This is a genomic window from Streptacidiphilus sp. MAP12-20, from assembly GCF_041262525.1.
GTDB lineage: Bacteria > Actinomycetota > Actinomycetes > Streptomycetales > Streptomycetaceae > Streptacidiphilus.
On the sequence record NZ_JBGCCK010000022.1, the window covers coordinates 37,906 to 63,365 of the forward strand.

Genomic DNA, 25,460 nt, shown 5'->3' on the forward strand with positions numbered 1-25,460 from the left:
GCTGGGGGGACTTATCTGTCGGAATGCCAGAAGCGGGGACACTTCCGGCGGGATCACCGTTGCCGCAAGGTGCGCGGGACGTGAGAATTGGCAGGTATCCCGGCCGGACGACGTCCGTGGCTGGTGTGCGAGGTGCCCGCGCGCGGGCACGGGGAAGGAGGATCTTGAGCATCAGCCATCCCGCCGAGCTGCCCCCGGGCTCGTACTCCTCGGCAGTCCCGCGTTCGCTCGACCCGGCCGACTGGGTCGCTGCCGGGCTCCCGGCCATGCCCGACCCCCGGTCCGTGGTCGACGAGCTCCACCGGATCCACCTGCCGCAGCCCGGGGCCACCGTGCTGGGTGTGCTCACGGCCGAGGGGCGGGTCGTCGCCGGTGCCTCGTTCGCGGTGCCGGATCGGATCAGCGACGGATGGCACCTGCGGAACATCCTTCTGGCCCATCTGCGCCACACCGTTCCGCACGGCCTCCGGCGCCGTTCGCCGCTGCACAGCTCGGTGCTGCTCCAGTGCCGTCACGAGCCGGCCGGATGGACGGACCAGGACGGTGCGTGGATGTGGGCCTTGCGTGACGCCTCCGTTCTGCACGGACTGCGGTGTGGCGCCTACATCACCATGACCGACGGCGGCTGGCTGGTGCTCGGGGGCAGTCGGCGTGGGCGCAGCCCGCACGCGGGCTCCTGGGCCCAGCGGATCGTCACCACCGTCAGCGAACTACCCAGCCGGGAGACCCTCTCGGTGCCGACTCCCACGGTCGAGGCGATCCGCCCTCGGGCGGCACTTCTGCCCGCCGAGGCGGTCCCCCGCGCGGCGGTCCACTGACGGGCGGAAGTCCACCGAAGGGCCATCCAGAGCCAAGCCGACAACCACCGGCGCACTGCCTGCACGGATCCAACCAACCGCACAGCAGGCAGTCGTCGAAGCCGCCCTAACCCTGCCGAGGTCCTGGCAGCGGAGTGTCGCCGCAGACGATCAGCAAGGATGTGGCGCGCCCCAGGGCCGCGGCGAGAGCGTCCTGGACGGCACCCGTACCGCCGCCGTTCACGGCCAGCACGACGACCTCGCGGCGCACCGGGCGGCACTCGCCGACGGTCGCGTAGAAGACGTCGTCGGCGGCGTCCAGCTGAGCCCAGTAGCGCTCGGCGCCGAACGACTGCTCGTGCAGCTGCCACGGGTGGGCGGCGTCGGTGGTGAGCACCAGGATCTGGCCCGGCGCACGCCCGGCGTCCAGCAGCAGGTCGACGGCCTCGTCGGCGCGCTCGAGCGCGGCCTCGGGGGCGACTGCGAGCAACTGGAGCTCGGGAAGCGTCGGCTCAGCCGCGGTTCGGCGCGGCGCTGGGCCGGGCTTCGGTACGCGGGCCGGCCCGGCGGGAGGGCCGGGTACAGGGCGCCGCGCCGGGGGTCCCGGCCGGGGCACGGGACGCGGGGCGGCTGCCACGCTAGAGGGTGATGACACTGAATTCGCGGCGGTGCGGGCTGCCGGGTCCGTCTCGTCGGTGGATGGAACGCCCTGGCCCGAGTCGGTCTTGTGGATCTCCAGCTCCTCGGCACGATTTCTGGCGGCGCACCGGACGGCGTCGCACAGCGCAGCAGAGCTTACTCGGTGCCTGTGAGCAGCCGATAGGGGGCTCGTCCGATGACGTGCCCGAAGGTCGAACGGTCATCCACGGCTCGCCCCGAAGCCGCCCCGTCGTTGCCGTACGGTCACCTGCCGACCCCATTCAGGCGGCGCTGCCGGGCGATTGAGGAGGCATCAGTTCGCGGACCGTCAGAAGCCGAGAGCGAGCTGCTCCCCCGGGTCCGCCGACGTCTCGCGGTAGGTCCGCAGGTGCCGCCACTCCGGCAGCTCGTCCAGATAGGCCCACGAGAGCCGGTGCTGCTCCGTCGGGCCGAGCCGCTCCAGTGCGGCGCGGTGCACGGGCGACGGATAGCCGGCGTTGTCGACAAAACCGAAGTCCGGGTACGCCTCGCCCAGGTCCGCCATCATCGCGTCCCGACGGACCTTGGCGAGCACCGAGGCGGCCGCGACGGCGATGCAGGACTGGTCGCCCTTGATCACGGTGCGGACCCGCCACGGGCCGCCGAGGTAGTTGTGCTTGCCGTCCAGGATCACGGCGTCGGGCTGCTCGGGCAGTGCCTCGAGAGCACGGACCGCGGCCAGCCGGAGCGCGGCCGTCATACCCAGCTCGTCGCACTCACGCGGCGAGGCGTGGCCGAGGGCGTGGGCGTGGACCCAGTCCGCCAGCACGGGTTCCAACTCCTCGCGCCGACGCTGGGTGAGCAGCTTCGAATCGGTGAGGCCCGCGGGCGCCTTGCGCAGACCGGTGATCGCGGCGCAGACCGTGACCGGCCCCGCCCAGGCGCCACGCCCGACCTCGTCCACGCCTGCGACCAACGTCGCACCGGCCCGTCGCAGCGAGCGTTCGACGGAGTGGGAGGGCGGTTCAACGGCCATGCCTCCAGCCTAGGGCCTGCGCGGGAGCCGGAATCCCGCGCCTTGGATCCGCCGTGGATCCGCCGTCGGTCCGAGGCTGATGCACTGGTGCGGGAGCCGCCGGGGCGCGTCCACGGCGCGGCCCCGGCGCGGCCCCGGGCGCTCAAGCTCTGAGTACCGGCAGCAGCACCTCGTCGACCAGGGCGACTGCCTCCTGCTCGGTGAAACGACCCTGCCCGGTCTTGGCGCGGTACATCATCATCGCCGGCACCAGGTCCAGCACCATCGGCGTTGCCGCCTCCGCGCGGACCTCTCCGCGCGCCGCGGCCGTGCCCACCACGTCGAGCAGCAGAAGGTGGGCGGGCTCGAGAATGCGCTGGTGCACCAGCCCGATGAAGGCCGCCGCCCGCTCGTGGTCCAGCTCGCTGATCACCGCACGGGCCGCGCAGCCCGGCCGTGAGGTCATCGCTGTGCGCAGCCGCTCGAGGACCGCCAACAGGTCCTCCCGCAGACTGCCTGTGTCCGGCGGCTCACCAGCCGGGGGCAGGCTGGTCCGCAGTACGTCGAGGACCAGCTCCTCCTTGGAACCCCAGCGTCGGTAGAGGCTGGCCTTCCCGGTCTGGGCTGCCGTCGCGACCGCCTCCATGCTGAGCCGGGCATAGCCGGAGGCGACCAGCTGCTCCAGGGTCGCGTCGAAGATCGCTTGCTCCAGCGCCCGTCCACGGCGCCGAACCACCACTCGGTGCACTGTCCTGTGCATACCGTCACCATTCCCGGAAGCGTCTGCCCTGCGACCGCCGGTGGAGGCTTGTGTGCCCGTTTGTCCGGGTCTACCGTCGAGACTAGTGAACGCTGCCGTTCACTCCAAGTCCCAGCCACTCCGGCGATCCACCCCCAGGGGGAGCCGTGGCAACTTCGAAGACCCTCACCCGCAGCGCTCCGGCGCAGGCCAAGCGCGGCCAGCATCCGGGGATCTCCCTGGCGGTCATCGCCACTACGCAGCTGATGGTCGTACTGGACATCACCATCGTCAACATCGCCCTACCGCACATCTCCACGGCCTTGAGGTTCACCCCCACCAGCCTGTCCTGGGTGCTGAACGCCTACACCCTGACCTTCGGCGGCCTACTGCTGCTCGGCGGGCGGATCGGCGACATCCTGGGTCGACGCCCGACCTTGATGACCGGCGTGCTGATCTTCAGCCTGGCCTCCTTGCTCGGCGGTCTGGCCACGGCCTCCTGGATGTTGCTCGCCTCTCGGGCGCTGCAGGGCATCGGAGGCGCCATCGCCTCACCGACGGCCTTCGCGCTGATCGCGACGAACTTCAAGGAGGGCCCCGAACGCAACCGCGCCTTCGGCGTCTACGCAGCCGTGGCCGGCGCGGGCGGCGCCATCGGGCTGCTGCTCGGCGGCATGCTGACCTCCTGGCTCTCCTGGCGCTGGGTGTTCTTCGTCAACGTGCCCATCGGCCTGGCGCTGGCCGCGCTGGCCCCGCTCTACATCAATGACTCCGAACGCCATCCGGGTCGCTTCGACCTGCCCGGCGCGCTGAGCGCGACCCTGGGCATGGTCAGCCTGGTCTACGGCTTCATCCGGGCAGCCGACAAGGGCTGGAGCGACACGTGGACCCTGGTCTCCTTCGCGGTGGCCGTGGTCCTGCTGGTGTCCTTCCTGATGATCGAGTCGCGGACCCCGCAGCCGATCACGCCGCTGCGGCTGTTCCGGGACCGGAACCGTTGGGGCGGCTACGTGATGATGCTCTGCCTGGCCGCAGCCATGTTCGGGATCTTCTTCTTCATGACGCAATTCATCCAGAACATTCTCGGCTTCAGTCCTATCCGGGCCGGTCTGGGATTCCTGCCGATGAGCGCCTCCATCATCGTGGCCGCGCAGATCGCCGCGCGCCTGCAGACCAAGTTCGGGGCGCGGCCGTTCATGGTCCTGGGCACGGTACTGGTCACGCTCGGCGCGTTCTGGATCACCCAACTGGACGTCCACAGCACCTACGCCGGCGGCGTGCTCGGGCCGACCATGACCTTCGGCTACGGGATGGGCTGCATCTTCGTGCCGGTCATGCTGACGTCGGTCTCCGGCGTCGCACCGCAGGAGGCGGGCGCGGCCACGGGCCTGCTCAACACCACCCAACAGGTCGGCGGCTCGCTCGGCCTGGCGATCCTGGTGACCGTCTTCGCCACCGCCCAGCGCAACCAGCTCAAAGCGGGGGCCGGACACGCCAATCCCAACCAGGCCTTCGTCCACGGCATGACCTCCGCCTTCGAAGTGGCGATCGCTTTCACCCTGCTGGCCTTCCTGATGGCCGTGTTCGTGGTGCGACCACAGGCGCGGGGGCACGCGCCGATGACACCCCAGGACAAAACCGTTCACAATCGCTAAAGGGTTGGCCATAGAAGCTCGTGCTGGTGCTTCATCGGTGACGTCGTTCAGGCTGAGGACATGGACAACGCGCTCCCCTTCGGTCGGATCCTGGCCGCGATGATCACTCCCTTCCGCTCGGACGGCAGCCTCGACCCGGACGGCGCACAGCGACTCGCCGCCCACCTGGTCGACCAGGGCTGCGACGGCGTGGTGCTCAGCGGCACCACCGGTGAGTCGCCGACGACCACGGACACCGAGAAGGAGGCGCTGCTGCGCACCGTCGTGGAGGCGGTCGGCGGTCGTGCCACCGTCGTCGCCGGCGTCGGCACCAGCGACACCGCGCATTCGGCGGCCCTCGCCCGGACGGCGGAGCGTGCGGGAGCGGACGGGATTCTGGTAGTGACCCCGTACTACAGCAAGCCCCAGCAGGAGGGTGTGCGTCGGCATCTGCGCGCTGTCGCGGACGCCGTCTCCCTCCCCGTCATGCTCTACGACATCCCCGGCCGCACCGGCACCCGGCTCGCGCCCGAGACCCTACGGGCCCTGGCCGAGCACCCGCGCATCGTCGCCGTGAAGGACGTCAGCTACGACCTGGCCGGGGCCGCCCGCACCATCGCCGACACTGGACTGCACTACTACTGCGGCGCGGACGAGATCAACCTCCCGCTCGCCGCGATCGGCGCGGTCGGCGTCGTCAGCACCGTCGCCAACGTGGCGCCGCACCAGACACGGGCCGTGCTGGACGCCTACGCGAGCGGTAGGAACGCGGAGGCCGCGCGTCTGCACCAGCGACTGCTGCCGCTGGTACAGACGATGATGGACGAGGTCCCCGGGACGGTCACCGCGAAGGCCCTGCTGCGCGACGCCGGCCTGCCCGCCGGGCCGGTCCGGCTGCCGCTCGTGGAAGCGGACGGGCCGCTGCTGGAGCGACTGCTCAAGGCACGTCAGGAGGCGTGCGGCTCGCCGTAGTCGGCGAGGCAGGGGGCGGTCTTGGTGGCGGTGAACTCCACCACGTCGTAGCGGGCGACGCCGCCCTTGGAGAAGGGGTCGTCCGCGAGGAGCGCGTCCAGTGCGGCCCGGTCGAGGCCGCCCGCCAGGACGATCCCGCCGGTGCGCGGCACCTTGGCGCCCGAGGCAAGCAGCACGCCTGCCGCGTACTGCGTGTCGAGCCAGGCGCGGTGTTCCCCGATCAGGGCGTCCACCTGCTCGATGGGGGCGGTGTAGGAGAGGGTGACGACGAACACGGAGGCTCCTTGCCTGCTGCTGATCAGGTCCAGCGGTCGAACGGACGATCAAGCGTATAGCGGCCGTCCGGACCGAGCAGCAGAGTCCTGGTCTCCCCGTTGTCCGGATTGGAGAGCGACTCGAACTCGTCCACGCTCCAGTGGAACCAGCGCATGCAGAACAGCCGCATCGTCAGCCCGTGGCAGACCAGCAGCACGTTGGGCGGGTAGTCGGGCCGTAGGAAGTTGCGGTGCAGCGTCTCGAAGAACGCCCCGGCCCGGTCGTAGACGTCGGCGCCGGACTCGCCCTGGGTGAACCGGTAGTAGAAGTGCCCGTAGCCGTCCCGCAGCTTGCGCTGTTGCCGGATGTCCTCGACGTCCTGGAGATTGCCCCAGTCCTGCTCCCGCAGCCGGGGCTCCTCCATCACGCGTATCCGGGCGGGCTCCAGCCCGAGCAGGCTCAGGGTCTGCCAGGTCCGGGTGTACGGGGAGACGTAGACCTGGATCCGCTCCACGCCGAAGAGCGCGCGCAGTTCGGCACCGGCCGCCCGCGCCTGCTCGCGCCCTCGGGAGGTCAGCGTCAGGGCGTGGTCGGGAATGCGCTCGTAGATCGACTCATCGACATTCCCCTCCGACTCACCGTGCCGGATCAGGACAATTCGCCTCGGACGCGCCATAACGGCCACAGTAGCCCAGCGCGACGGCTGCGGCCCGGGGTCTCACCGCAGGTCTCAGCGCGGGGCGCTGTACCACCGCCACCCGCTGACCCGCTCCCGCCCCGGCAGCTCGCCGCGTCCGGTGGCCCAGAGCAGGGCCTGCCACGGATCGGAGTCCGTCGGAGCCTCGGGGAAGAGCCGGTACAGCACCCGCACGCAGAGCGCGCCGGGCGGCGTCCAGGACAGACCGAGCCCCCGGGCGACGTCGTCGAGGTGCACGAGCGTCTCGGCCAGTCCCATCGCGGCCGAACCCTCGGCGTCGGCGGTCCCGAATCCATGGAAGGCGCGCGCCTCGGGAGCGGCGGTCCTGACCATCGCCACCAGCAGCGCGCCACAGGATTCCAGCACCTGCAGCAGCCCCTCCACGCCTGAGTCCCGCTGGGCGAAGATCGTGCACGACGGCTTGCCCTCCGCCGAGCGGCTGAGCACGAAGGGCACAAAGTTCGCCGCCGGCGGCGTCTGCGGCCCGAGCTGGGCGGCGTAGGCGAAGAGGTCGTCCGCGAGGTGCTCGACCGTCTCCCAGCAGTCCCAGCTGAGCGGACCGGCCAGGCGGCTCCAGTCGGCGGCGAGGGCTGCGGGCTGCCTCAGCAGCTCCGCCGCGAGGCGGACCCCGAGCGCGAGGTCGTCGGCGGTGACTGGCCCGGGAACGAGATGATGATCATCAGACATGGGCGAAGCGTACGTCGTCGCCATGGGCCAAGTCTGCGTCGCCCAGTGCGCGCCTCCCGGTGGGCGGCTGTGCAACGCAACGGCGTCCATCCGTCCGCGAACGCCGCGAGGGCGCCGACCGGAGTCGGCGCCCTCACAGGTCGAACGATCAGCGCTCAGCGCTGGTGGCTCAGCTGCAGCCGCTGGTCGAGCCGCAGCCCTCGCAGAGGTAGCAGCTGCCGGCACGGCGCATCTTGGTGCCGCAGGAGAAGCAGAGCGGGGCGTCGGAGTTGATGCCCTGCTGGATCTCCAGCAGCTCCGTCGAGTTGTGCGGAGCGACGGCGGCCGGAGCGACGGCGGCCGGAGCGACGGCGGCCGGGGTGGTCTGGATGACGACCGGGGCCGGAGCGGCGGTGGCGCGGGGCGCGGACTGGGCCAGGCCCTCGACGTCCACGTCCTCCTCGTCGGTCGGCTCGTAGGAGCCGGTCTCCAGGTGGCGCTGACGCTCCTCGACGGAGTGGATGCCGAGCGCCGAGCGGGTCTCGAAGGGCAGGAAGTCCAGGGCCAGGCGGCGGAAGATGTAGTCGACGATCGACTGCGCCATCCGCACGTCCGGGTCGTCGGTCAGACCGGCCGGCTCGAAGCGCATGTTCGTGAACTTCGAGACGTAGGTCTCCAGCGGCACGCCGTACTGCATGCCGACCGAGACGGCGATGGAGAAGGCGTCCATCATGCCCGCCAGGGTCGAGCCCTGCTTGGACATCTTCAGGAAGACCTCACCCAGACCGTCGTCCGGGTAGGAGTTGGCGGTCATGTAGCCCTCGGCGCCGCCCACCGTGAACGAGGTGGTGATGCCGGGACGCCCCTTGGGCAGACGCTTCCGGACCGGGCGGTACTCGACGACCTTCTCGGTCGCGGAGACCGGGGCGGCGGCAGCCGGGGCAACGGCCTCCGGCTTCGGCTCCTTCGTCTTCGCCGAGAGCGGCTGGCCGACCTTGCAGTTGTCGCGGTAGATGGCCAGCGCCTTCACGCCGAGCTTCCAGGCCTCGAAGTAGATCTCCTCGACCTCTTCGACCGTCGCGCTCTCCGGCATGTTGACCGTCTTGGAAATGGCACCCGAGATCCAGGGCTGGATCGCGGACATCATCCGGACGTGACCCATCGCGGAGATGGAGCGCTCGCCCATCGCACAGTCGAACACCTCGTAGTGCTCGGGCTTGAGACCCGGGGCGTCCACGACGTTGCCGTGCTCGGCGATGTAGGCGACGACCGCCTCGACCTGCTCCTCCTGGTAGCCCAGGCGACGCAGCGCACGCGGCACCGTGCCGTTGACGATCTGCATCGAGCCGCCGCCGACGAGCTTCTTGAACTTGACGAGCGCCAGGTCGGGCTCGACACCGGTGGTGTCGCAGTCCATCATCAGGCCGATGGTGCCGGTCGGGGCCAGCACGGAGGCCTGCGCGTTGCGGAAGCCGTTCTTGGCGCCCAGACGGACGACGTCCTGCCAGGCCTCGGTGGCGGCGGCCCAGACCGGGGTGTCCAGGTCGTCGATGCGCGTCGCGACGTCGTTGGCGTCGGCGTGCTGACGCATGACGCGCTGGTGCGGCTCGGCGTTGCGGGCGTAACCGTCGTACGGGCCGACGATGGCGGCGAGTTCGGCGGAGCGCTTGTACGCCGTACCGGTCATGAGCGAGGTGATGGCACCGGCCAGCGCGCGCCCGCCCGTGGAGTCGTAGGCGTGGCCGGTGGCCATCAGCAGGGCGCCGAGGTTGGCGTAGCCGATGCCGAGCTGGCGGAAGGCGCGGGTGGTCTCGCCGATCTTCTGCGTCGGGAAGTCCGCGAAGCAGATGGAGATGTCCATCGCGGTGATGACCAGCTCGACGACCTTGGCGAAGTTCACGGCGTCGAAGGAGTCGTCGTCGCGCAGGAACTTCATCAGGTTCAGCGAAGCCAGGTTGCAGCTGGAGTTGTCCAGGTGCATGTACTCCGAGCAGGGGTTGGACGCGTTGATGCGGCCGGACTCGGGGCTGGTGTGCCAGTGGTTGATCGTCGAGTCGTACTGGATGCCCGGGTCGGCGCAGGCCCACGCGGCCTCGGCCATCTTCCGGAACAGGCCCTTGGCGTCGACGGTCTCGATGACCTCGCCGGTCATCCGGGCGCGCAGACCGAACTGCTCGCCCTTCTCGACGGCCTCCATGAACTCGTCCGAGACGCGCACCGAGTTGTTGGCGTTCTGGTACTGGACGGACGTGATGTCGTCGCCGCCCAGGTCCATGTCGAAGCCCGCGTCACGCAGCGCGCGGATCTTCTCCTCCTCCTTCACCTTGGTCTCGATGAAGGCCTCGACGTCCGGGTGGTCCACGTCGAGCACGACCATCTTGGCCGCGCGGCGGGTCGCACCGCCGGACTTGATCGTTCCTGCCGAGGCGTCCGCGCCACGCATGAAGGAGACCGGTCCCGAGGCGTTGCCGCCGGAGGAGAGCAGCTCCTTGGAGGAGCGGATCCGGGAGAGGTTCAGGCCGGCGCCGGAGCCGCCCTTGAAGATCATGCCCTCTTCCTTGTACCAGTCGAGGATCGACTCCATGGAGTCGTCGACGGCCAGGATGAAGCAGGCGCTGACCTGCTGGGGCTGGGAGGTGCCGACGTTGAACCAGACCGGCGAGTTGAACGAGAAGACCTGGTGGAGGAGGGCGTAGGTCAGCTCGTGGTCGAAGACCTCGGCGTCGGCGGGCGAGGCGAAGTAGCCGTGCTTCTCGCCGGCGGCGCGGTAGGTCGAAACCACGCGGTCGATGATCTGCTTCAGGCTCCACTCGCGCTGCGGGGTGCCGACCGCGCCGCGGAAGTACTTGCTGGTGACGATGTTGACCGCGTTGACCGACCAGAAGTCGGGGAACTCGACGCCGCGCTGCTCGAAGTTGATCGAGCCGTCACGCCAGTTCGTCATGACGACGTCACGACGCTCCCAGGCCACCTCGTCGTAGGGATGGACGCCCGGGGTGGTGTAGATGCGCTCGATACGCAGTCCCGCGCCCGCCTTGGCGCCGGCCGCTGCGGTCTTGCCGCCCTTGGCCGCGCCGTTCTTGCCGGTACGGGAGCCGCTGGTCGTATCTGTCATTGCCGCCTCCTCCTGGGCAAACGCCCTGAGCGCCCCGCGTCTTCCCGGGGTCGCCTGCTGGTTCGTGTGATGCTGCTGTGCTGCGCGCGCACGGCTCCGAAGTGCCGAGGGTTATCGGAGCACGGGCGCGGGGGGCCGGTCGTCGCGGAGCTCCGCGATCGCGGCCTCGAAGTCCTCGAGTGAGTCGTAAGCCCGGTAGACCGAGGCGAATCGCAGGTAGGCCACCAGGTCCAGGTCCTTGAGCGGGCCCAGTATGGCCAGACCGACATCGTGGGTGGACAGCTCGGCCGCTCCCGTGGAGCGGACGGCCTCCTCGACCCGCTGGCCCAGCAGCGCGAGGGCGTCCTCCGTGACGGGTCGGCCCTGACAGGCCTTCCGCACTCCGGTGATCACCTTGTCGCGGCTGAAGGGCTCGGTGACCCCGCTGCGCTTCACCACCATCAAGGCGGCGGTCTCCACCGTCGTGAAGCGGCGGTTGCAGTCGGGGCACTGGCGCCTGCGGCGGATCGAGCTGCCGTCGTCGGTCGTGCGCGAGTCGACGACTCGGCTGTCCGCGTGGCGGCAGAAGGGGCAGTGCACGTCCCGCTCCCCTCCTGATTCAGGTCTCTGCTCGGTCCGGAGCAGCCGTCAGTCTAGGCGATCCCGCGGACGGCGAAGACCACCGGGACCACAACTTGTGGGCTGCGGGGACCAATGTAACCACTAGATCTGGTGCGGCGCGCACCATTCAAGCACCGCGTGTCGTGTCCCTCGGATCACGCTTCGCGATCGGCGCAGGTCAGTCGGGAGGAGCCACGGGGAAGCCTCACCCGCTTGGCCGCAGGAGGCCGGCGAGCCCCTGCGCAGGGGTAGCCGCGAGTCGTTTCGCCCGCGCCCCGCGATGATCCGTGAGAGGATTCGACTCGAACAAGCGATCGCACGGCGGGGTGGAAATACACCCGAAACCTTGATCAGTTCAGGGTTTCCGGCAATAATTCACTCGAACGTGTGTTTGGCGCAACCTTTCGATAGGACCTACCGTTGGCCTATTCAAGGGAGAACGTCCGTAGGTTGAGAGGGGCCGCCGTGACCATCGCCGATAGCAGCACCGTCCCGGTGCAGGAACGCTCCCAGTTCGCCAGTCAGGAAGAAACGCGAAACCGAACCTCCGGCCTCGTTCCGGACCAGGCTAGCGGGCCTTCCGCCACGCACTCCTCGGGACACTCCTTGGATATTCAAGAAAGCCCCGCGCGCTCGCTCCCAGGACGCCCGCCGGGCATCCGCACGGACGAGGCCGGGCTCACCGAACGGCAGCGCCGCGTCATCGAGGTCATCCGCGATTCCGTCCAGCGCCGCGGCTACCCGCCCAGCATGCGGGAGATCGGCCAGGCCGTCGGCCTGTCCAGCACCTCCTCGGTCGCCCACCAGCTGATGGCCCTGGAGCGCAAGGGCTTTCTCCGTCGCGACCCGCACCGTCCGCGCGCGTACGAGGTGCGCGGTATGGAGGTCGCCCGCCCGGTCCCCGACGCCAACGGCGGCCGCCCCGCCACGTCCTACGTTCCGCTCGTCGGTCGGATCGCCGCCGGTGGACCGATCCTCGCCGAGCAGTCGGTGGAGGACGTCTTCCCACTGCCGCGCCAACTCGTGGGCGACGGCGAACTGTTCGTCCTCAAGGTCAGCGGTGACTCGATGATCGAGGCCGCGATCATGGACGGCGACTGGGTCACCGTGCGCCGTCAGCCCGTCGCCGAGAACGGCGACATCGTCGCCGCGATGATCGACGGCGAGGCCACGGTCAAGCGCCTCAAGCGCGAGGACGGACATATCTGGCTCATGCCGCACAATTCGGCCTACGAGCCGATTCCGGGCGACAGCGCCACGATTCTCGGCAAGGTCGTCGCGGTACTGCGCCGTCTCTAGTCGGCAGCCTTGGACGGGGCGCGCGAGGCATTGCCTCGCGCGCCCCGATCGCTTTCAGCGCTTGCGCACCGGCACCGCGGCCGCGTTGATCGCCGCGAGCGATCGGCGCACCTGATTGCGGTCTGTCGTGTACCAGAAGTCGGGCATGGAAGAGCGGAAGAATCCGCCGTAACGCGCCGTGGCCAGACGCGAGTCGAGCACCGCGACGACCCCGCGGTCCTCCGCGGAACGGATCAGCCGGCCGGCGCCCTGGGCCATCAGCAGGGCGGCGTGCGTGGCCGCCACGGCCATGAAGCCGTTGCCGCCGTGCTCCTCCACCGCCTTCTGCCGAGCGCTCATCAGCGGGTCGTCGGGCCGGGGAAACGGAATCCTGTCCATCACCACCAGCTGACAGGCCGACCCGGGGACGTCCACGCCCTGCCAGAGCGAGAGCGTGCCGAAGAGGCAGCTCTCCGCATCCGCTGAGAAGTTCTTGATCAACTCGCCCAGGGTGTCCTCGCCCTGGAGCAGGATCTCCCCCGGCACCTTCTCCCGCAACGCCTCCGCCGCGTGCTGCGCCGCACGCATGGAGGAGAAGAGGCCCAGCGTCCGGCCGCCCGCGGCCTGGATCAGCTCGGCCAGCTCGGCCAGCATCTCCGGACGGTCCGGGTCGCGTCCCGGCGGGGGCAGGTGGCGCGCTACGTAGAGGATGCCCTGCTTCGGGTAGTCGAAGGGAGAGCCGACGTCCAGGCCGCGCCAGACCGGCGCGGGCGCCGCGCCGTCCAGGGCCTCCCCCACGTCGTCGCGGCCGGTCGAGGAGAGACCGAGCGAGGCGGCGACGCCGGTGAAGTCCCCGCCGAGCTTGAGCGTGGCCGAGGTGAGCACCACCGAGCGCTCGGTGTAGAGGCTCTCCCGCAGCAGGCCGGAGACGCTGAGCGGGGCGACCCGCAGCGAGGCGGGCGCGGCCAGGAAGCGGTCATTGCGGTCGATCCAGACGACGTCGTAGACGGACCCCTCCAGCAGCCGGTCCGTCGTGTCGTGGATTGTCTCGAGAGAGGCCATCGCCTGCTTGCGGACGGCGTCCTCGTCCGTCAGTCCCTTGTCGCGGACCTCGCCGAGCGAGGTGATGACCTCGCGGGAGGCCTCGCGGATCGCAGCGACGGCGTAGTGGACATTCTCCGGCAGCTCCTCGACACGGCCGGCGTCGGCGAGCTCCATCAAGCCGTGGAAGTTCTCGGCGGCGGCCTGGAGCTTGTCCACGGCCTTCTCGTTGGCGAGTTTGGCGGCGCGCTTGACCGCCCGGTTCACCCCCGTGGTCGTCAGCTCCGCGGTGGCGATGCCGGTGACCCGGGCGACGAGCTCGTGCGCCTCGTCGACGATGAGCAGGCCGTGCTCGGGCAGCACCGGCGCGCCTTCGAGCGAGTCGATCGCCAACAGGGCGTGGTTCGTCACGACGACGTCCGCCAGCTTGGCGCGCTCACGCGCTGCCTCGGCGAAGCACTCGCCGCCGTAGGGGCACTTGGTGGACCCCAGGCACTCCCGCGAGCTGACCGAGAGCTGCGCCCAGGCCTTGTCGGAAACGCCGGGTGACAGATCGTCGCGGTCGCCCGTCTCGGTCTCGTCGGCCCAGTCGCGCAGCCGCATGATGTCCTTGCCCAGCTTGCTGCTGGGACCGCCGAGCGCCTCGGCCGGATCGAAGAGGCCGTCCTCCTCGTCGCTCGGCGCGCCCTCGTGGACGCGGTGCAGACAGAGGTAGTTGGACCGCCCCTTGAGCATGGCGAACAGCGGCCGTCGGCGCAGCAGCGGATGCAGGGCATCGACTGTGCGCGGCAGATCGCGCTCGACGAGCTGACGTTGGAGCGCGAGCGTCGCCGTGGCGACGACGACCCTGTCCCCGTGCGCGAGAGCGGGGACCAGGTAGGCGAGCGACTTTCCGGTGCCCGTGCCGGCCTGGACGAGGAGCTGTTCGTTGTTGTCGACCGCTCCGGCGACCGCCTCGGCCATGGCGATCTGCCCCGGCCGTTCGACGCCGCCCACCGCCGTCACCGCGGCGTGCAGCAGCTCGCGGATGCGCGATGGGTCTGCCTCGCCGCTCGGCGCTGCCGGCTCGGAGGGGGTGCTGGATTCGGCCGCGGCGGGCTCAAGGATGTCGTCACTCATGGCACCTCCACCCTAGAGGGCGCCACCGACAATTCTGGGCCCTGCGGTCACGGCCAGCGAAGGATCCACCAGCACGGGTTCCTCTTCCCTTGCCGCGCGAAGCCGCTCGGGATCGACAACGGCGACGGCGAGGCCGGGGTCTGCCTCCCCGGCGTCGGCCAGTTGCTCGCCGAGCGGGCCCCAGATCGCGCTGTGGCCGCCGCCGACGTAGGGGCCGCTCGGACCGCTGTGGTTGGCCAGCAGCATGTAGCAGGTGTTGTCCATGGCGCGGGCAGGGAACAGGAAGGTGTTGGACTTGGCGACGAACCCCTGACCGAACATGGCGCCGTTCAGGTAGGCGTGGCAGCCGTCGACGGCGGCAGCCCGTGCGTGCTCGGGAAAGGAGGAGTCCCAGCAGATGCTGAGCCCGAACCGCCAGCCGTCGAGGGTCAGCGTGCAGCCTCCGCCGCCGGGGGCGAACCCGTGGGCGCGCTCGTTGGGCGTCACGTGCTGCTTGTCATAGGTGGCTGCTAGCTTGCCGTCACGGTCGAAGGCGAGCGCGGAGATGTGCAGTCGGCCCTCGGCGAGCGTGGGTGCGCCCACGACGAGGGCGGTGCGACGGTCGGCGCAGGCCGCGCGCAGGGGGTCAAGGCGCGGGTCCTCGGCGCTCGTGGTGTGGTGCGCCGGATCGGCGACGATGCCGGGGAGCTCGTAGCCGCTCAGAAAGAGCTCCGGCAGGACGAGCAGGGCGGCGCCGCGATCAGCGGCGCGGCGGACGAGGTCGGCGGCGGTGGCCGCGTTGGCGACGAGGTCCAGGGGCACGCAGGCGGCTTGGCCGGCGGCGAGGGTGAGAGGCGCGGTCGGCGTCCGCTGGAGATCATCCATGGACGTGGAGCGTAGCGTCCCGGGTGGTGCGTTGTCAGGGGTGAACCAGCCCTGCGGGTCTTTCATCGCGGCCGTCGTGACGGGTCCGCGAGCGGGGCAGGTCCGGGCGGGCAGGTCCGGATCGCAGGGCTTCAGGCGAGGGGCACGGAGATCGCGGGAAGCGCGGCCGGCTCGTCTCGTCGGCCGGGCTCCAGATCCGTCGCGCTGCGTGGGCGGCCGAAAGTCGTCCACGCCGTGGTCTCGGGCAGGCGGTGCACGGTGCGGCCGAGGACGTCGGCACTCACGGCGTTGAGGATCACGGCCGCCCTGTGGGCGCCAAGGCCGAGGTCGGGCGTCCCGACGCCGTGGGTGTGCAGTTCCGCGTTCTGCACGTAGAGCCCGGCCGTGACATCGGGGCGCAGGCCGACCCGGTAGTCCAGGCCGACGCGGTAGCGGCCCTGCTCGTCCCAGTCGATCAGATCGTGGACCGGATCGAGCAGCGCGGGGCGGCGCGGCGCGTATCCGGTGGCGAGGACCGCGACGTCGGTGCGGAGCGCGTACTGGGCGCCGGTCGGGGTGTGGGCGCAGTGGAGCTCGAGGCCGCCGCAGGGTCCGCGCCTGGCGGTGCGCACCTCGGTGCCCGGCACGATCTCCACCTCGGCGTCGCCGCCGGCCGTGGTCCGCTCGTAGAGCGCGTCGTGGATGGCGGCGAGCGTCTCCGCGCTGGCTGCCTTGTAGAGCTGCCACTGGCTCGGCACGAGGGCGTCGCGGACCCGCTCGGGCAGGGCGTGGAAGAAGCGGGTGTAGTCCGGGGTGAAATGCTCAAGGCCCAGCTTGGAGTACTCCATCGGCGCGAGGGCCGCGCTGCGGGTGATCCAGCGGAGGCGCTGGCCGGGGTTCGCGCCGCGGCGGAGGAGCAGGTCGAGGAAGACCTCGGCGCCCGACTGGCCCGAGCCGACGACCGTGATGTCAGTGGCGGCCGCTACGGTGCGAGGAGAGCGGGGAGAGGTGAGGTACTCCTCGGAGTGCAGCACAGGGCCGCCGTCGCCGAGCAGCCCGGCGAACGCGGCGGGGACGACGGGCTCGGTGCCGACGCCGAGCACCACATGGCGAGCCAGACAGGGCTCCTGGCCCGGGACCTCGACTTCGAAGAGCTGGCGGTCACCGTTCCAGCGGACGGCCTTGACCGGGCTGTCGAAGCGACAGTTGGGCAGCCGCTCTGCAGCCCAGCGGCAGTAGTCCTCGTACTCGCGCCGGGAGAGATGCCACTGCTCGGCGAAGTAGAACGGGAAGAGACGCTGCCGCTCACGCAGGTAGGCCAGGAACGACCACGGACTGGTCGGGTCGACCAGCGAGACCAGGTCGGCCAGGAACGGCACCTGCATCCGCGCGCCCTCGATCATCAGACCGGGGTGCCAGCTGAACTCCGGCTTGGCGTCGAGGAAGACCGTGCGCAGGGCGGGCACGCCGTCGGCGAGTGCGGCGAGGGACAGGTTGAACGGACCCAGGCCCACCCCGACGAGGTCGTAGGGCAGGCCGTCAAGGCGTGGGTCGGCCTCGAGGGCCGAGAGGCGTGAAAGTTCCACGGACAGGTGCTTTCCGGGTTCGGGGGTGGTAACAGGGGCGGGTCAAGGGGGAGGCAATGGACCGAGAGGGGCGAGATGGGGTGCGCCGCGGGCTCAGCCGCGTTCGTAGACCATCAGCGCCGCGTGTTTCTCCGGCAGCAGGAGCTCCGAGTCGTAGCGGAACCCCGCCCGGAGAAAGGCACGCACGGACGGCAGGTTCCGCACGTCCGGCTCGGCGACGACGCGCCGGGCGGACTGTCGCTCGCGCAGCACCCGCTGGGCCAGCGCGCCGATGAGCGTGCCGCCGATGCCGCGGCCGCGCCGCTCGGCGGGGCCGATGAGCAGGTGCAGACCGGTGTCGTGCGGGCGGGCGGGGTAGTGCCGGGCGAGCGGATCGAGATCGGCGCGGTAGAGCTCCCAGTAGCTCATCGGTGTTCCGTCGAGCAGCCCGAGGCACGGGACGCTGCGACCGTCCCCGTCGAGCTGGGTGCGCACGTGGTGCTCCGTCAGCTCGGCGGGTCCGCAGAGCTCCCAGAAGGCGGAGACGACGGGATCGTTCATCCAGGAGACGAGCAGCGCGAGGTCACGGGCGAGCCGGACCGGTTGCAGCCGGAAGTCGCCGTGCCGGGTGTGCATGACGCCCCATCGTCCGACGCCGTCGAGCAGGTCGTCCCGTCGGGAGCGGTGAGCCACCGGGGGACGGCCGTGCTGCGGGCCGCCTGGTTGTGGGCCGCCGGGCGGGGGGTGGGCCGTGCCGAGGTGCCCAGCGTGCGGGTGTGGGGTGCTGCGAGGCTGCGCGGGCACCCCGGGGGGCGCGGTTGGGGCGGGTGGGGCGGCGGGTGCTGCAGGCGACCAACGCGGGTGGTGCTGGTCGTTCACGCGCTCGCTCCGGCCAGGGCCTGGGGGCTAACGGCCGACGCCGCCGACTCGGTGGGCTGCGCAAGCGGGTTCGCGAAGGCGACATAGACGGACTGGGTCTCGACGGGGCCTACGAGTTCGTCCATGCCGTGCAGGCGGGTCAACAGGTTCGCCTTGCAGCGCAGCTCCTCGGTGCCGAGCAGTCGGTCAGGGAGCGTGGATCCGGTCGAGGCCGCCGAGCCCGCGAGAAACCGGCGCAGGGCGGCCAGCAGCAGCGGCTCGTCTGCCAGTCCCTGCGAGCCGAACGCTCCGACCAGACCCAGAAGATGATTGATGCCCAGGTAGTAGGCGAAGCGCTCGTCGGCCACGGCGTCCGGCACGAAGGTGTCGCTGTCCCGCCCGATTCCCGGTAGTCGCGCCTCCAGTGCGGCTGCGGCCGAGTCGCGGAAGTAGTAACCCTGGTTGTCGCGGTAGCGTCCGCCGACGGGCCAGCCGTCCTGGTCGAGCACGACCAGGCTGTTCTGCTGGTGTGCCTCCAGGGCGACACCTGCGTGCCCGTCGAGCCAGAGGATGGGCAGGACAACGGCGTCGAGGTACCGCAGGAACCACTCGGTCGCGACCGTCTGCGCCGGCCGTCCGGTACGGGCGGCGAGGCGGTGCAGCACCTCCGCGAGATGGGATCGGTGTCCGCCGGACCAGGGGCGTTCGGCGACGAGCCCGGCGAGGCAGTGCGCCTGCTCGCCCGCGCCGAAGGGGTTCTGTCGGAAGACGACGTCGAAGCCGCTCGCGGCGGACGGGTCCTCGGCCGTGCCTGGAAGGTCGACCCCGATCCAGGCTGGGTCGCGGACGATGTCGAAGCCTGGGTGGGCAGCGCGCCACTGCGCCCCGAGGCCGGACTCGAGCAGCCGATGGACCTCCGCGCCGCGCAGCAGTTCCTTGCGGAGGTTCTCCCTGCGGGAGTTGGTGATGCGCAGGCCCAGCGAGAGCTTGAGCATCCAGGGAGTCCCCGGCCGGTAGAGGGTGCGCACGGACGAGGTCGGGTGCCAAAGGCCCCCGGCCGGGCCGAGATCGCGGACCCGGCCCTCGTCGAGGAGCGCCCGTACGACCGGCCGGTTGGACAGCTCCCGCGCCTGCCAAGGGTGCACCGGCAGCAGCACCATGCCCTCCGGGGCCGGCGGTCCGTCCTCCCCCCGCAGCTCGGCGGTCGTCGCCGCCATCCCTGCCAGGCCGAGCTCGGCTCCGCCCGCCCAGGTGGGCGCTGCTCCCTCGGCGGCGACGACGAGTTCGCGGTCCACGGCGAACCAGTGGAGCCGCAGCGCGCCGCGTAGTTCCGGCGCGTAGGCGGCGGCCTCGGCGTCCCCGAGACCCTCGCGGCTCTTGGGAGTGGGATGGAGCGGATGGCCCAGGATCAGCGCCTGCTCGGAGCGGAGGAACGGGGTGACGGCCGGGCCCGGCTCGGCGGCGGCGCGCCGGTGCGCGACGAACTGCGCGGTCCGTCGGACGGAGTCGGCGACCCGCCCGGCGAGATCCGCTACGTGCGCAGGCGACGGCGGCGGGGCGGGCGGCAGCGAGGCACCGGCGGTGCTGTCCGCCGCCTCCGCCGCCTTCACCGACTCCACCGCCGAGCGCGCGAGGAGTGAGGCGAGGGTCACCGCGTCGACGGGCCGCACCGCCGCTTCGGCATGCAGACCGGGCGCAGTCAGTTGCGCGGCGCCGAAACGGTGCCAGCCGGACGCCGACCGATAGCGAACCGGCGCGCGGAGCAGGAGTCCGTCCCCCAGGACGATGTGCAGCACGCCGCCACGCGCGGGCACGACGGCCCCGGTCTCGCGGACCCAGCAGCGCAACAGGTTCTCGGTGGCGGCGGCATCCGCGGCGGCCGCCGGATCCGGTTGCAGTAGCGGATCCGTGTCGTCTCCGACGACCGCGACGGCGGCGGCGGACGGTGTCGCAGGGTGCTGCTGCGGGGGGACGGTGCTCACGCGGGCTTCTCCTGGATCTTGCTGGGCTGGTCGTCGCTGGGCCGGTCACCACGGCGGGCCTTCGGCCGGTCGCCATTCGTCCGGCCGTCTTTCGTCCGGTCATCCTTCGACCGGTCCCCCGACTGCCCCACCGACGGACTGCCCTCGCTGGCGCGCCCGTCCGGGGGAGATCCGGATCGCTCGCGTTCGACGGCGGCGCCCGCCGCGACGACGAGGGCGAGCAGCCGATCGAGGTCCGCCTCGGTGGTGTGGGGATTGAGCAGGGTGAGTTTGAGCCGCACGCCGCCGGGGCCGACGCCGCCGGCGGGGCCGGGCAGCTCGGTGCGGCCGACGACGGCGGCGCCCTCGGCCAGGAGGCGTCGCCGCAACTCGGCGTTGACGGCGTCGACCTCCTCGGCGGCCGCCTGGTCATGCGGCAGGTAGCGGAAGAGCACCGTGGTGAGAATCGGCTCCGCGACCAACTCCAGGCGCGGCTCGGCGGCGACGGCACGCGCCGCATGCTGCGCGAGGGCGTGGCAGCGGTCGACCAGCGCGCCGAGGCCGGAACGCCCCAGCGTCCGCAGCGTGACCGCGACCTTGAACGCGTCGGGCCGCCGGGTCGTGCGCAGGGATCGGCCGAGGAGCGAGGTGTACCCGGCCTCCTCGTCGTCCGCCGGATTGAGGTAGGCCACCCGCTGCTCCAGCGGGGTCAGCATCGCGGCCTCCCTGGCGAGCAGGACGCCGGCGGCGACGGGCTGCCACCCCAGCTTGTGCAGGTCCAGGCCGACGGTATCCGCAAGCCCGAGACCGTCGAGGAGCGGTGCGAGCGTGCGCGAGAAGAGGGCTCCACCGCCGTAGGCGGCATCGACGTGCAGCCGCACGCCGTGGCGCGCGGTCACGGCGGCAACGGACCGGAGCGGATCGATCGCGCCGAGATCCGTCGTCCCCGCGGTCGCCACGACGCAGCAGAGGACGTGCCCGGCGGTGCGGGCGTCAGCGAGGGTCCAGTCGAGCAGGCGCGGGTCGAGCGCGCCGTCGTCGGTGGTGTCGATCGGGACGACGGCCTGCGCGCCCAGGCCGAGCACACTCGCGGCTCGGGCGAGGGAGAAGTGCGCAGCCCTGGAGCAATGGATCCGCAGCCGCCCGGCCGCCTCCGGTGGCAGCGCCCCACCTGTCAGGGTGCCGAACTCCTTGGCCAGCACGGCGTCACGGGCGAGAAGGAGGGCCATCAGGTTCGATTCGGTACCGCCCGTGGTGAAGACGCCGGTGGCGTCGTCGGGCTCTGCGAAGCCGACGAGCCCGGCGAGCAGGCGGAGCACGGCCGTCTCGATCTCCGTGCCGCTGGGGGCCTGGTCCCAGGAGTCCAGGGAGGGATTGAGCGCGGCAACGGCGAGGTCCGCCGCGGCGGCCACGGCGAGCGGCGGGACGTGCAGGTGCGCAGCGCAGGCGGGGTCGGCCGGGTCGGCGGCGCCTGCGGCGAGCGCCCGCGTCAGCTCGAGGAGCGCCTCCGGCTCCCCCACCTCCGGCAGCAGCGCGCCGGGCGTGAGCAGTGCACGCAACGCGTCCGCGACTCCGCGAGGTCCGCCGGCCGGCAGCGGTCCACCCCGCGCGACCGCGCCTTCGCGCAGAGCGTTGAGCGCTTCCGCGACGAAGGCGGCGAGCGCGTCCGAACCGCCGACGCCTCCGGCCAGCGCCACCGAGGAAATCGCTGAGGCGGCGCGCTGTGGGGTGACGAACTGCGCGGTATCGCTTTGCGCGTCGGCGCGCTGCCGGTCGGTGCCCTGCGCGGTAGCAGTCTGCGGGTCGCTGCCCTGCGCGGTGGCGCTCCGCGGGTCGCTGCCCTGCACGGTAGCGCTCCGCGGGTCGCTGCCCTGCGCGGTAGCACTCTGCGGGTCGCTGCCCTGCGGGGTGGCGCTCCGCGGGTCGCTGCCCTGCGCGGTAGCAGTCTGCGGGTCGGTGCCCTGCGGGGTGGCGCTCCGCGGGTCGCTGCCCTGCGGGGTAGCGCTCTGCGCGTCAGCGCGCTGCCGGTCGGCGCCCTGCTCCGGGCCGTTCTGCGCGTTGGTGCCCCGCTGGTCGGTGCCCTGCGGGTCACTGCGCTGCCGGTCGGCACTCTGCGCACTGCCGCCCTGCGCGTCGGCGCGCTGGCGGGTGGTTCCGGATGACTGTGTGGGCGCGCTTCGCGCGGGCCCGCTGCCTGCCGGGTCCGTTGGCCGGTCGGCTGGAGGCCGCGTGGCTGGCGGAGTGCTGTCCGGCGTCGCAGCAGGGGGTGCCGGGTCGGGCGGGGGGAGATTCACGCCACCCCTCCCGCTCGGGCGGCCGGGAACCAGGCGCCGCGCGCCGCGGGGATCGTCGGGGCTGCCGGGTCCGGCGTGGCCGAGAGGCGGGCCGGGGCCGAGGTGGTGGAGGGAGCCGTCGCCCGGGGGCCGCCCAGCATCCGGGTGGCGGCGGCGATCGACTCGGCGAGGCGTTCCAACACCGCCTCCGCCTGCTCGTCCGTCATGGTCAGCGGCGGCAGCAGCCGCACCACCGAGCTGTACCGGCCGCCGAGTTCGACGATCAGCCCACGCCGGAGCGCCTCCGCCCGGACGGCCTGGGCGAGCTCCGGCGCGGCGGGGTAGGCGCCGAGGTCGTCCGGCGCGGCCTCCCGGTCGACCAGCTCGATGCCGAGCATCAGCCCTCGCCCGCGCACGTCCCCGATGACGGGCAACTCCCGTTGCAGTCCACGGAGCCGGGCCAGCATTCTGGTGCCGAGCTCGGCCGCGCGGGCGTCGAGACCCTGCTCGCGGACGTAGCGGAGAGTCGCCGCCCCTGCGGCCATGGCGAGTTGGTTGCCGCGGAACGTGCCCGCGTGCGCGCCGGGCGCCCAGACGTCGAGCTCGGCGCGGTAGACGATGGCGGCGAGCGGCAGACTGCCGCCGATCGCCTTGGAGACGACCATCACGTCCGGCTCCACGCCGGAGTGCTGGACCGCCCAGAAGGCGCCCGTGCGGCCGACGCCCGTCTGCACCTCGTCGACGATCAGCGGAATGCCATGACGCAACGTCAGCTCCCGTTGCTCGCGCAGCCACTCGTCCGGCGCGGGAATGACCCCACCCTCGCCCTGGACCACCTCGACGAGCATCCCCGCCGGGCGGTCGATCCCGCCCTTCGGATCCTCCAGCAGCGAGCTCGTCCACCGCGTCCCCAGCCGCGCGCCCGCCGTGCCGCCGATCCCGAACGGGCAGCGGTACGCGTACGGATACGGCAGCCGCGTGACCTGGCCGCCGACGCCGCCTGCCCCGCCGATGCCGAGCCCAGCGCGGACCGAGGTGTCTCCCGTCGCCGCGAGCGAGCCTGCGGTCTGTCCGTGGTAACCGCCGGTGAAGGCGAGCAGGCCGTCGCGGCCTGTCGCCAGCCGCACCAGTTTGAGTGCGGCCTCGACCGCGTCCGTCCCGGCCGGACCGCAGAACTGGATCCGCGCGTCCCGGGCCATGGACGGCGGCAGGGTCTCGAACAGGGCGGTGGTGAACTCGTCCTTGACGGGCGTGGCCAGGTCGAGCACGTGCAGCGGTGCCTCGGCGTCGAGGACGGCGCGGATCGCCTCCAGTACCACGGGGTGGTTGTGGCCCAGCGCCAGCGTGCCCGCACCTGCGAGACAGTCGAGGTAGCGGCGACCGTCCGCACCCTCGACCGTCATCCCTCTCGCCCGGACCGGAACGATCGGGAGCGAGCGGGCGTACGTCCGGGCGGCGGACTCGCGGGCCGCCTGACGGCCGAGGATCGCCTCCGCGCCGCCGCGGAGCGCGGCGTCGGGGTGAGTGGGCAACGCCGTGGTGGACATGGCCTGAGTACCTCCTGGCGGTCGGGACGCCGACCGCGCGGGCGTGGCCCTCACCGGGCGGCCAACCACCCGAACGAGCAGACCCGCTTGCGGTGGCACGCACCCCCTTCGGGTGACGTCCCGTTGGCCTAACGACCAAGCCCGCCAGGAGAAACGGCCCTGCACAATCCCCCCACAACACCCAGCTGCAACATCAAGGGGCGCGGGGCTCTGCTCGATGAACTGCGTGCGCGAGCAACCACCCTGTGCGGATGGCCCTGCTCGCTGAGCGACTCACCACTCACCGTGGCTTGTCGCGCACGCAGTTCATCAAGCAGAGCCCCGCGCCCCTTGGCTGTGCAACTACCTCAGCGCTGTACGGCCACCGCGAACGCCTCCAGCTCCGCTGCAAGCTCCGCGCCGACGCGGGCGTGGAGGACGGTGCCGTCGCCGTTGTGCTCCTCGCCCAGCACCTCGCCGTCCCGGTGGACCTTGGCCACCAGATCGCCGCGGGTGTACGGGACCAGCGCCGTGACCTCGATGGACGGCCGCGGCAGCTCGGACTCGACGAGCGCCAGGAGCTCCTCGATGCCCTGCCCGGTGCGCGCCGAGACCACGATCGCGTGCGGCTCACGGCGCAGCAGGCGCGCCAGCACCAGCGGGTCGGCCGCGTCCGCCTTGTTGATCACCACGATCTCCGGCACGTTCTGCGCGCCGACCTCGACGATCACCTCGCGCACGGCGGCCAGCTGGGCCTCCGGCTCGGGGTGCGCGCCGTCGACGACGTGCAGGATCAGGTCGGCGTCGCCGACCTCCTCCATGGTCGAGCGGAAGGCCTCGACCAGGTGGTGCGGCAGGTGGCGGACAAAACCGACGGTGTCCGCCAGGGTGTAGACCCGGCCGCCCGGCGTCTCCGCGCGGCGGACCGTCGGGTCCAGCGTGGCGAACAGGGAGTTCTCCACCAGTACGCCGGCTCCGGTGAGCCGGTTGAGCAGGGAGGACTTGCCGGCGTTGGTGTAACCGGCGATCGCGACCGAGGGGACCTGGTTGCGACGGCGCTCCTGGCGCTTGGTGTCGCGGCCCTTCTTCATGTCCGCGATCTCCCGGCGCAGCTTCGCCATCTTCTCGCGGATCCGACGCCGATCCGTCTCGATCTTGGTCTCACCGGGACCACGGGTGGCCATACCGCCGCCCGAGGAGCCGGAGCCACCGCCACCCATCTGCCGGGAGAGCGACTGACCCCAACCGCGCAGGCGCGGCAGCATGTACTGCATCTGCGCCAGCGAGACCTGCGCCTTGCCCTCTCGGGACTTGGCGTGCTGGGCGAAGATGTCGAGGATCAGCGCGGTCCGGTCGACCACCTTGACCTTGACGACGTCCTCGAGGTGGATCAGCTGGCCGGGGGTGAGCTCACCGTCGCAGACCACCGTGTCCGCGCCGGTCGACAGCACGATCTCGCGCAGCTCGGCGGCCTTGCCGGAACCGATGTACGTGGCGGGATCTGGCTTGTCGCGGCGCTGGATCACGCCGTCCAGCACCTCGGAGCCTGCCGTCTCGGCGAGCGCGGCGAGCTCGGCGAGGGAGTTCTCCGCCTCCTCGGCCGTGCCGTCCGTCCAGACGCCGACGAGGACGACGCGCTCCAGGCGGAGCTGTCGGTACTCGACCTCGGTGACGTCCTCCAGCTCGGTGGAGAGCCCGGAGACGCGGCGCAGGGCCGCACGGTCGGAACGGTCGTACTGGTCGCCGTCGTAGTCGTTGCTGTAGAGGCGCCCGGGAATCCCGTCGATTCCCGCGAGGTCCTCGTCCATCAGAGCCTCTGCGCGCAGATCGGCCGGGCGGCGGGCGCCGCGGCCGGACTTCGCGTCGGCATCGCGGGTTTCGAACGTGG

20 protein-coding genes are annotated in these 25,460 nt (G+C 71.6%); 4 read left to right on the forward strand and 16 right to left on the reverse strand.

Annotated features, from left to right (window positions below; translation table 11 throughout):
* Nucleotides 1-164: 164 nt before the first annotated feature.
* A complete protein-coding gene (locus ABIA32_RS26145) occupies nt 165-818 on the forward strand; it encodes a hypothetical protein (protein WP_370100253.1) in 654 nt (217 codons plus the stop codon).
* A 106-nt stretch (nt 819-924) separates the two neighbouring features.
* On the opposite strand, the gene ABIA32_RS26150 is transcribed toward ABIA32_RS26145, so the two are convergent.
* The 3 genes from ABIA32_RS26150 to ABIA32_RS26160 form a co-directional block, all read right to left on the reverse strand.
* Complete coding sequence (locus tag ABIA32_RS26150; RefSeq protein ID WP_370100256.1) at nt 925-1,287, reverse strand: hypothetical protein; 363 nt, start codon at nt 1,285-1,287, stop codon at nt 925-927.
* 477 nt (nt 1,288-1,764) lie between these two features.
* Nucleotides 1,765-2,451: a ribonuclease HII gene (locus tag ABIA32_RS26155; RefSeq protein ID WP_370100259.1), complete on the reverse strand. Its 687-nt coding sequence runs from the start codon at nt 2,449-2,451 to the stop codon at nt 1,765-1,767.
* 142 nt (nt 2,452-2,593) lie between these two features.
* Nucleotides 2,594-3,169, reverse strand: a complete 576-nt coding sequence (locus ABIA32_RS26160; protein ID WP_370100262.1) for a TetR/AcrR family transcriptional regulator — start codon at nt 3,167-3,169, stop codon at nt 2,594-2,596.
* A gap of 167 nt (nt 3,170-3,336) precedes the next feature.
* Between ABIA32_RS26160 and ABIA32_RS26165 the strand changes: the two genes are divergently transcribed.
* Nucleotides 3,337-4,824: an MFS transporter gene (locus tag ABIA32_RS26165; RefSeq protein ID WP_370100264.1), complete on the forward strand. Its 1,488-nt coding sequence runs from the start codon at nt 3,337-3,339 to the stop codon at nt 4,822-4,824.
* Between the two features lie 60 nt (nt 4,825-4,884).
* The gene (gene dapA, locus ABIA32_RS26170) at nt 4,885-5,775 is read left to right on the forward strand and encodes a 4-hydroxy-tetrahydrodipicolinate synthase (RefSeq protein WP_370100267.1); all 891 of its coding nucleotides are present in this window, start codon (nt 4,885-4,887) and stop codon (nt 5,773-5,775) included.
* On the opposite strand, the gene ABIA32_RS26175 is transcribed toward dapA, so the two are convergent.
* The 5 genes from ABIA32_RS26175 to nrdR form a co-directional block, all read right to left on the reverse strand.
* Entirely contained in the window at nt 5,751-6,050 is a 300-nt protein-coding gene (locus ABIA32_RS26175; RefSeq protein ID WP_370100270.1) for a YciI family protein, read from the reverse strand. The two genes, dapA and ABIA32_RS26175, sit on opposite strands and share 25 nt — an antisense overlap.
* Nucleotides 6,051-6,073: 23 nt before the next feature.
* Nucleotides 6,074-6,706, reverse strand: coding sequence for a phosphoglycerate mutase family protein (locus ABIA32_RS26180; RefSeq protein ID WP_370100272.1), 633 nt, complete (start codon nt 6,704-6,706; stop codon nt 6,074-6,076).
* A gap of 54 nt (nt 6,707-6,760) precedes the next feature.
* On the reverse strand, nt 6,761-7,414 hold the full coding sequence (locus tag ABIA32_RS26185) for a hypothetical protein (RefSeq protein ID WP_370100275.1): 654 nt from the start codon (nt 7,412-7,414) through the stop codon (nt 6,761-6,763).
* A gap of 169 nt (nt 7,415-7,583) precedes the next feature.
* On the reverse strand, nt 7,584-10,508 hold the full coding sequence (locus tag ABIA32_RS26190; protein WP_370100277.1) for a vitamin B12-dependent ribonucleotide reductase: 2,925 nt from the start codon (nt 10,506-10,508) through the stop codon (nt 7,584-7,586).
* 111 nt (nt 10,509-10,619) lie between these two features.
* Complete coding sequence (gene nrdR / locus ABIA32_RS26195) at nt 10,620-11,087, reverse strand: transcriptional regulator NrdR (RefSeq protein ID WP_370100280.1); 468 nt, start codon at nt 11,085-11,087, stop codon at nt 10,620-10,622.
* Between the two features lie 486 nt (nt 11,088-11,573).
* Between nrdR and lexA the strand changes: the two genes are divergently transcribed.
* Nucleotides 11,574-12,407 (forward strand): transcriptional repressor LexA, encoded by an 834-nt coding sequence (gene lexA, locus ABIA32_RS26200; protein ID WP_370100282.1) that lies wholly within the window; start codon nt 11,574-11,576, stop codon nt 12,405-12,407.
* Nucleotides 12,408-12,461: 54 nt separating this feature from the next.
* On the opposite strand, the gene ABIA32_RS26205 is transcribed toward lexA, so the two are convergent.
* From ABIA32_RS26205 to hflX, 8 genes are all read right to left on the reverse strand, one after another.
* Nucleotides 12,462-14,546, reverse strand: coding sequence for an ATP-dependent DNA helicase (locus tag ABIA32_RS26205; protein WP_370100285.1), 2,085 nt, complete (start codon nt 14,544-14,546; stop codon nt 12,462-12,464).
* A gap of 12 nt (nt 14,547-14,558) precedes the next feature.
* Nucleotides 14,559-15,410 (reverse strand): carbon-nitrogen hydrolase family protein, encoded by an 852-nt coding sequence (locus ABIA32_RS26210; protein ID WP_370100288.1) that lies wholly within the window; start codon nt 15,408-15,410, stop codon nt 14,559-14,561.
* A 131-nt stretch (nt 15,411-15,541) separates the two neighbouring features.
* On the reverse strand, nt 15,542-16,975 hold the full coding sequence (locus tag ABIA32_RS26215) for a lysine N(6)-hydroxylase/L-ornithine N(5)-oxygenase family protein (protein ID WP_370100291.1): 1,434 nt from the start codon (nt 16,973-16,975) through the stop codon (nt 15,542-15,544).
* 93 nt (nt 16,976-17,068) lie between these two features.
* Nucleotides 17,069-17,833, reverse strand: a complete 765-nt coding sequence (locus ABIA32_RS26220) for a GNAT family N-acetyltransferase (RefSeq protein WP_370100294.1) — start codon at nt 17,831-17,833, stop codon at nt 17,069-17,071.
* On the reverse strand, nt 17,830-19,794 hold the full coding sequence (locus tag ABIA32_RS26225) for an IucA/IucC family siderophore biosynthesis protein (protein WP_370100297.1): 1,965 nt from the start codon (nt 19,792-19,794) through the stop codon (nt 17,830-17,832). Before ABIA32_RS26225 ends, ABIA32_RS26220 begins: the two co-directional genes overlap by 4 nt.
* Nucleotides 19,791-22,067: a pyridoxal-dependent decarboxylase gene (locus ABIA32_RS26230; protein WP_370100300.1), complete on the reverse strand. Its 2,277-nt coding sequence runs from the start codon at nt 22,065-22,067 to the stop codon at nt 19,791-19,793. The genes ABIA32_RS26225 and ABIA32_RS26230 overlap by 4 nt, the downstream gene beginning before the upstream one ends.
* On the reverse strand, nt 22,064-23,593 hold the full coding sequence (locus ABIA32_RS26235) for a diaminobutyrate--2-oxoglutarate transaminase family protein (protein WP_370100303.1): 1,530 nt from the start codon (nt 23,591-23,593) through the stop codon (nt 22,064-22,066). Before ABIA32_RS26235 ends, ABIA32_RS26230 begins: the two co-directional genes overlap by 4 nt.
* Before the next feature lie 347 nt (nt 23,594-23,940).
* Nucleotides 23,941-25,380, reverse strand: coding sequence for a GTPase HflX (hflX, locus tag ABIA32_RS26240; protein ID WP_370100418.1), 1,440 nt, complete (start codon nt 25,378-25,380; stop codon nt 23,941-23,943).
* Nucleotides 25,381-25,460: the final 80 nt, after the last annotated feature.

What these genes read in the sequence shown, in the direction of transcription:
- ABIA32_RS26210 (WP_370100288.1), bottom strand. Translation starts at nt 15,410, where the DNA reads ATGGATGATCTCCAGCGGACGCCGACCGCGCCTCTCACCCTCGCCGCC.
- ABIA32_RS26155 (WP_370100259.1), bottom strand. Translation starts at nt 2,451, where the DNA reads ATGGCCGTTGAACCGCCCTCCCACTCCGTCGAACGCTCGCTGCGACGG.
- ABIA32_RS26185 (WP_370100275.1), bottom strand. Translation starts at nt 7,414, where the DNA reads ATGTCTGATGATCATCATCTCGTTCCCGGGCCAGTCACCGCCGACGAC.
- hflX (WP_370100418.1), bottom strand. Translation starts at nt 25,380, where the DNA reads ATGGACGAGGACCTCGCGGGAATCGACGGGATTCCCGGGCGCCTCTAC.
- ABIA32_RS26235 (WP_370100303.1), bottom strand. Translation starts at nt 23,593, where the DNA reads ATGTCCACCACGGCGTTGCCCACTCACCCCGACGCCGCGCTCCGCGGC.
- ABIA32_RS26180 (WP_370100272.1), bottom strand. Translation starts at nt 6,706, where the DNA reads ATGGCGCGTCCGAGGCGAATTGTCCTGATCCGGCACGGTGAGTCGGAG.
- ABIA32_RS26205 (WP_370100285.1), bottom strand. Translation starts at nt 14,546, where the DNA reads ATGAGTGACGACATCCTTGAGCCCGCCGCGGCCGAATCCAGCACCCCC.
- dapA (WP_370100267.1), top strand. Translation starts at nt 4,885, where the DNA reads ATGGACAACGCGCTCCCCTTCGGTCGGATCCTGGCCGCGATGATCACT.
- ABIA32_RS26190 (WP_370100277.1), bottom strand. Translation starts at nt 10,508, where the DNA reads ATGACAGATACGACCAGCGGCTCCCGTACCGGCAAGAACGGCGCGGCC.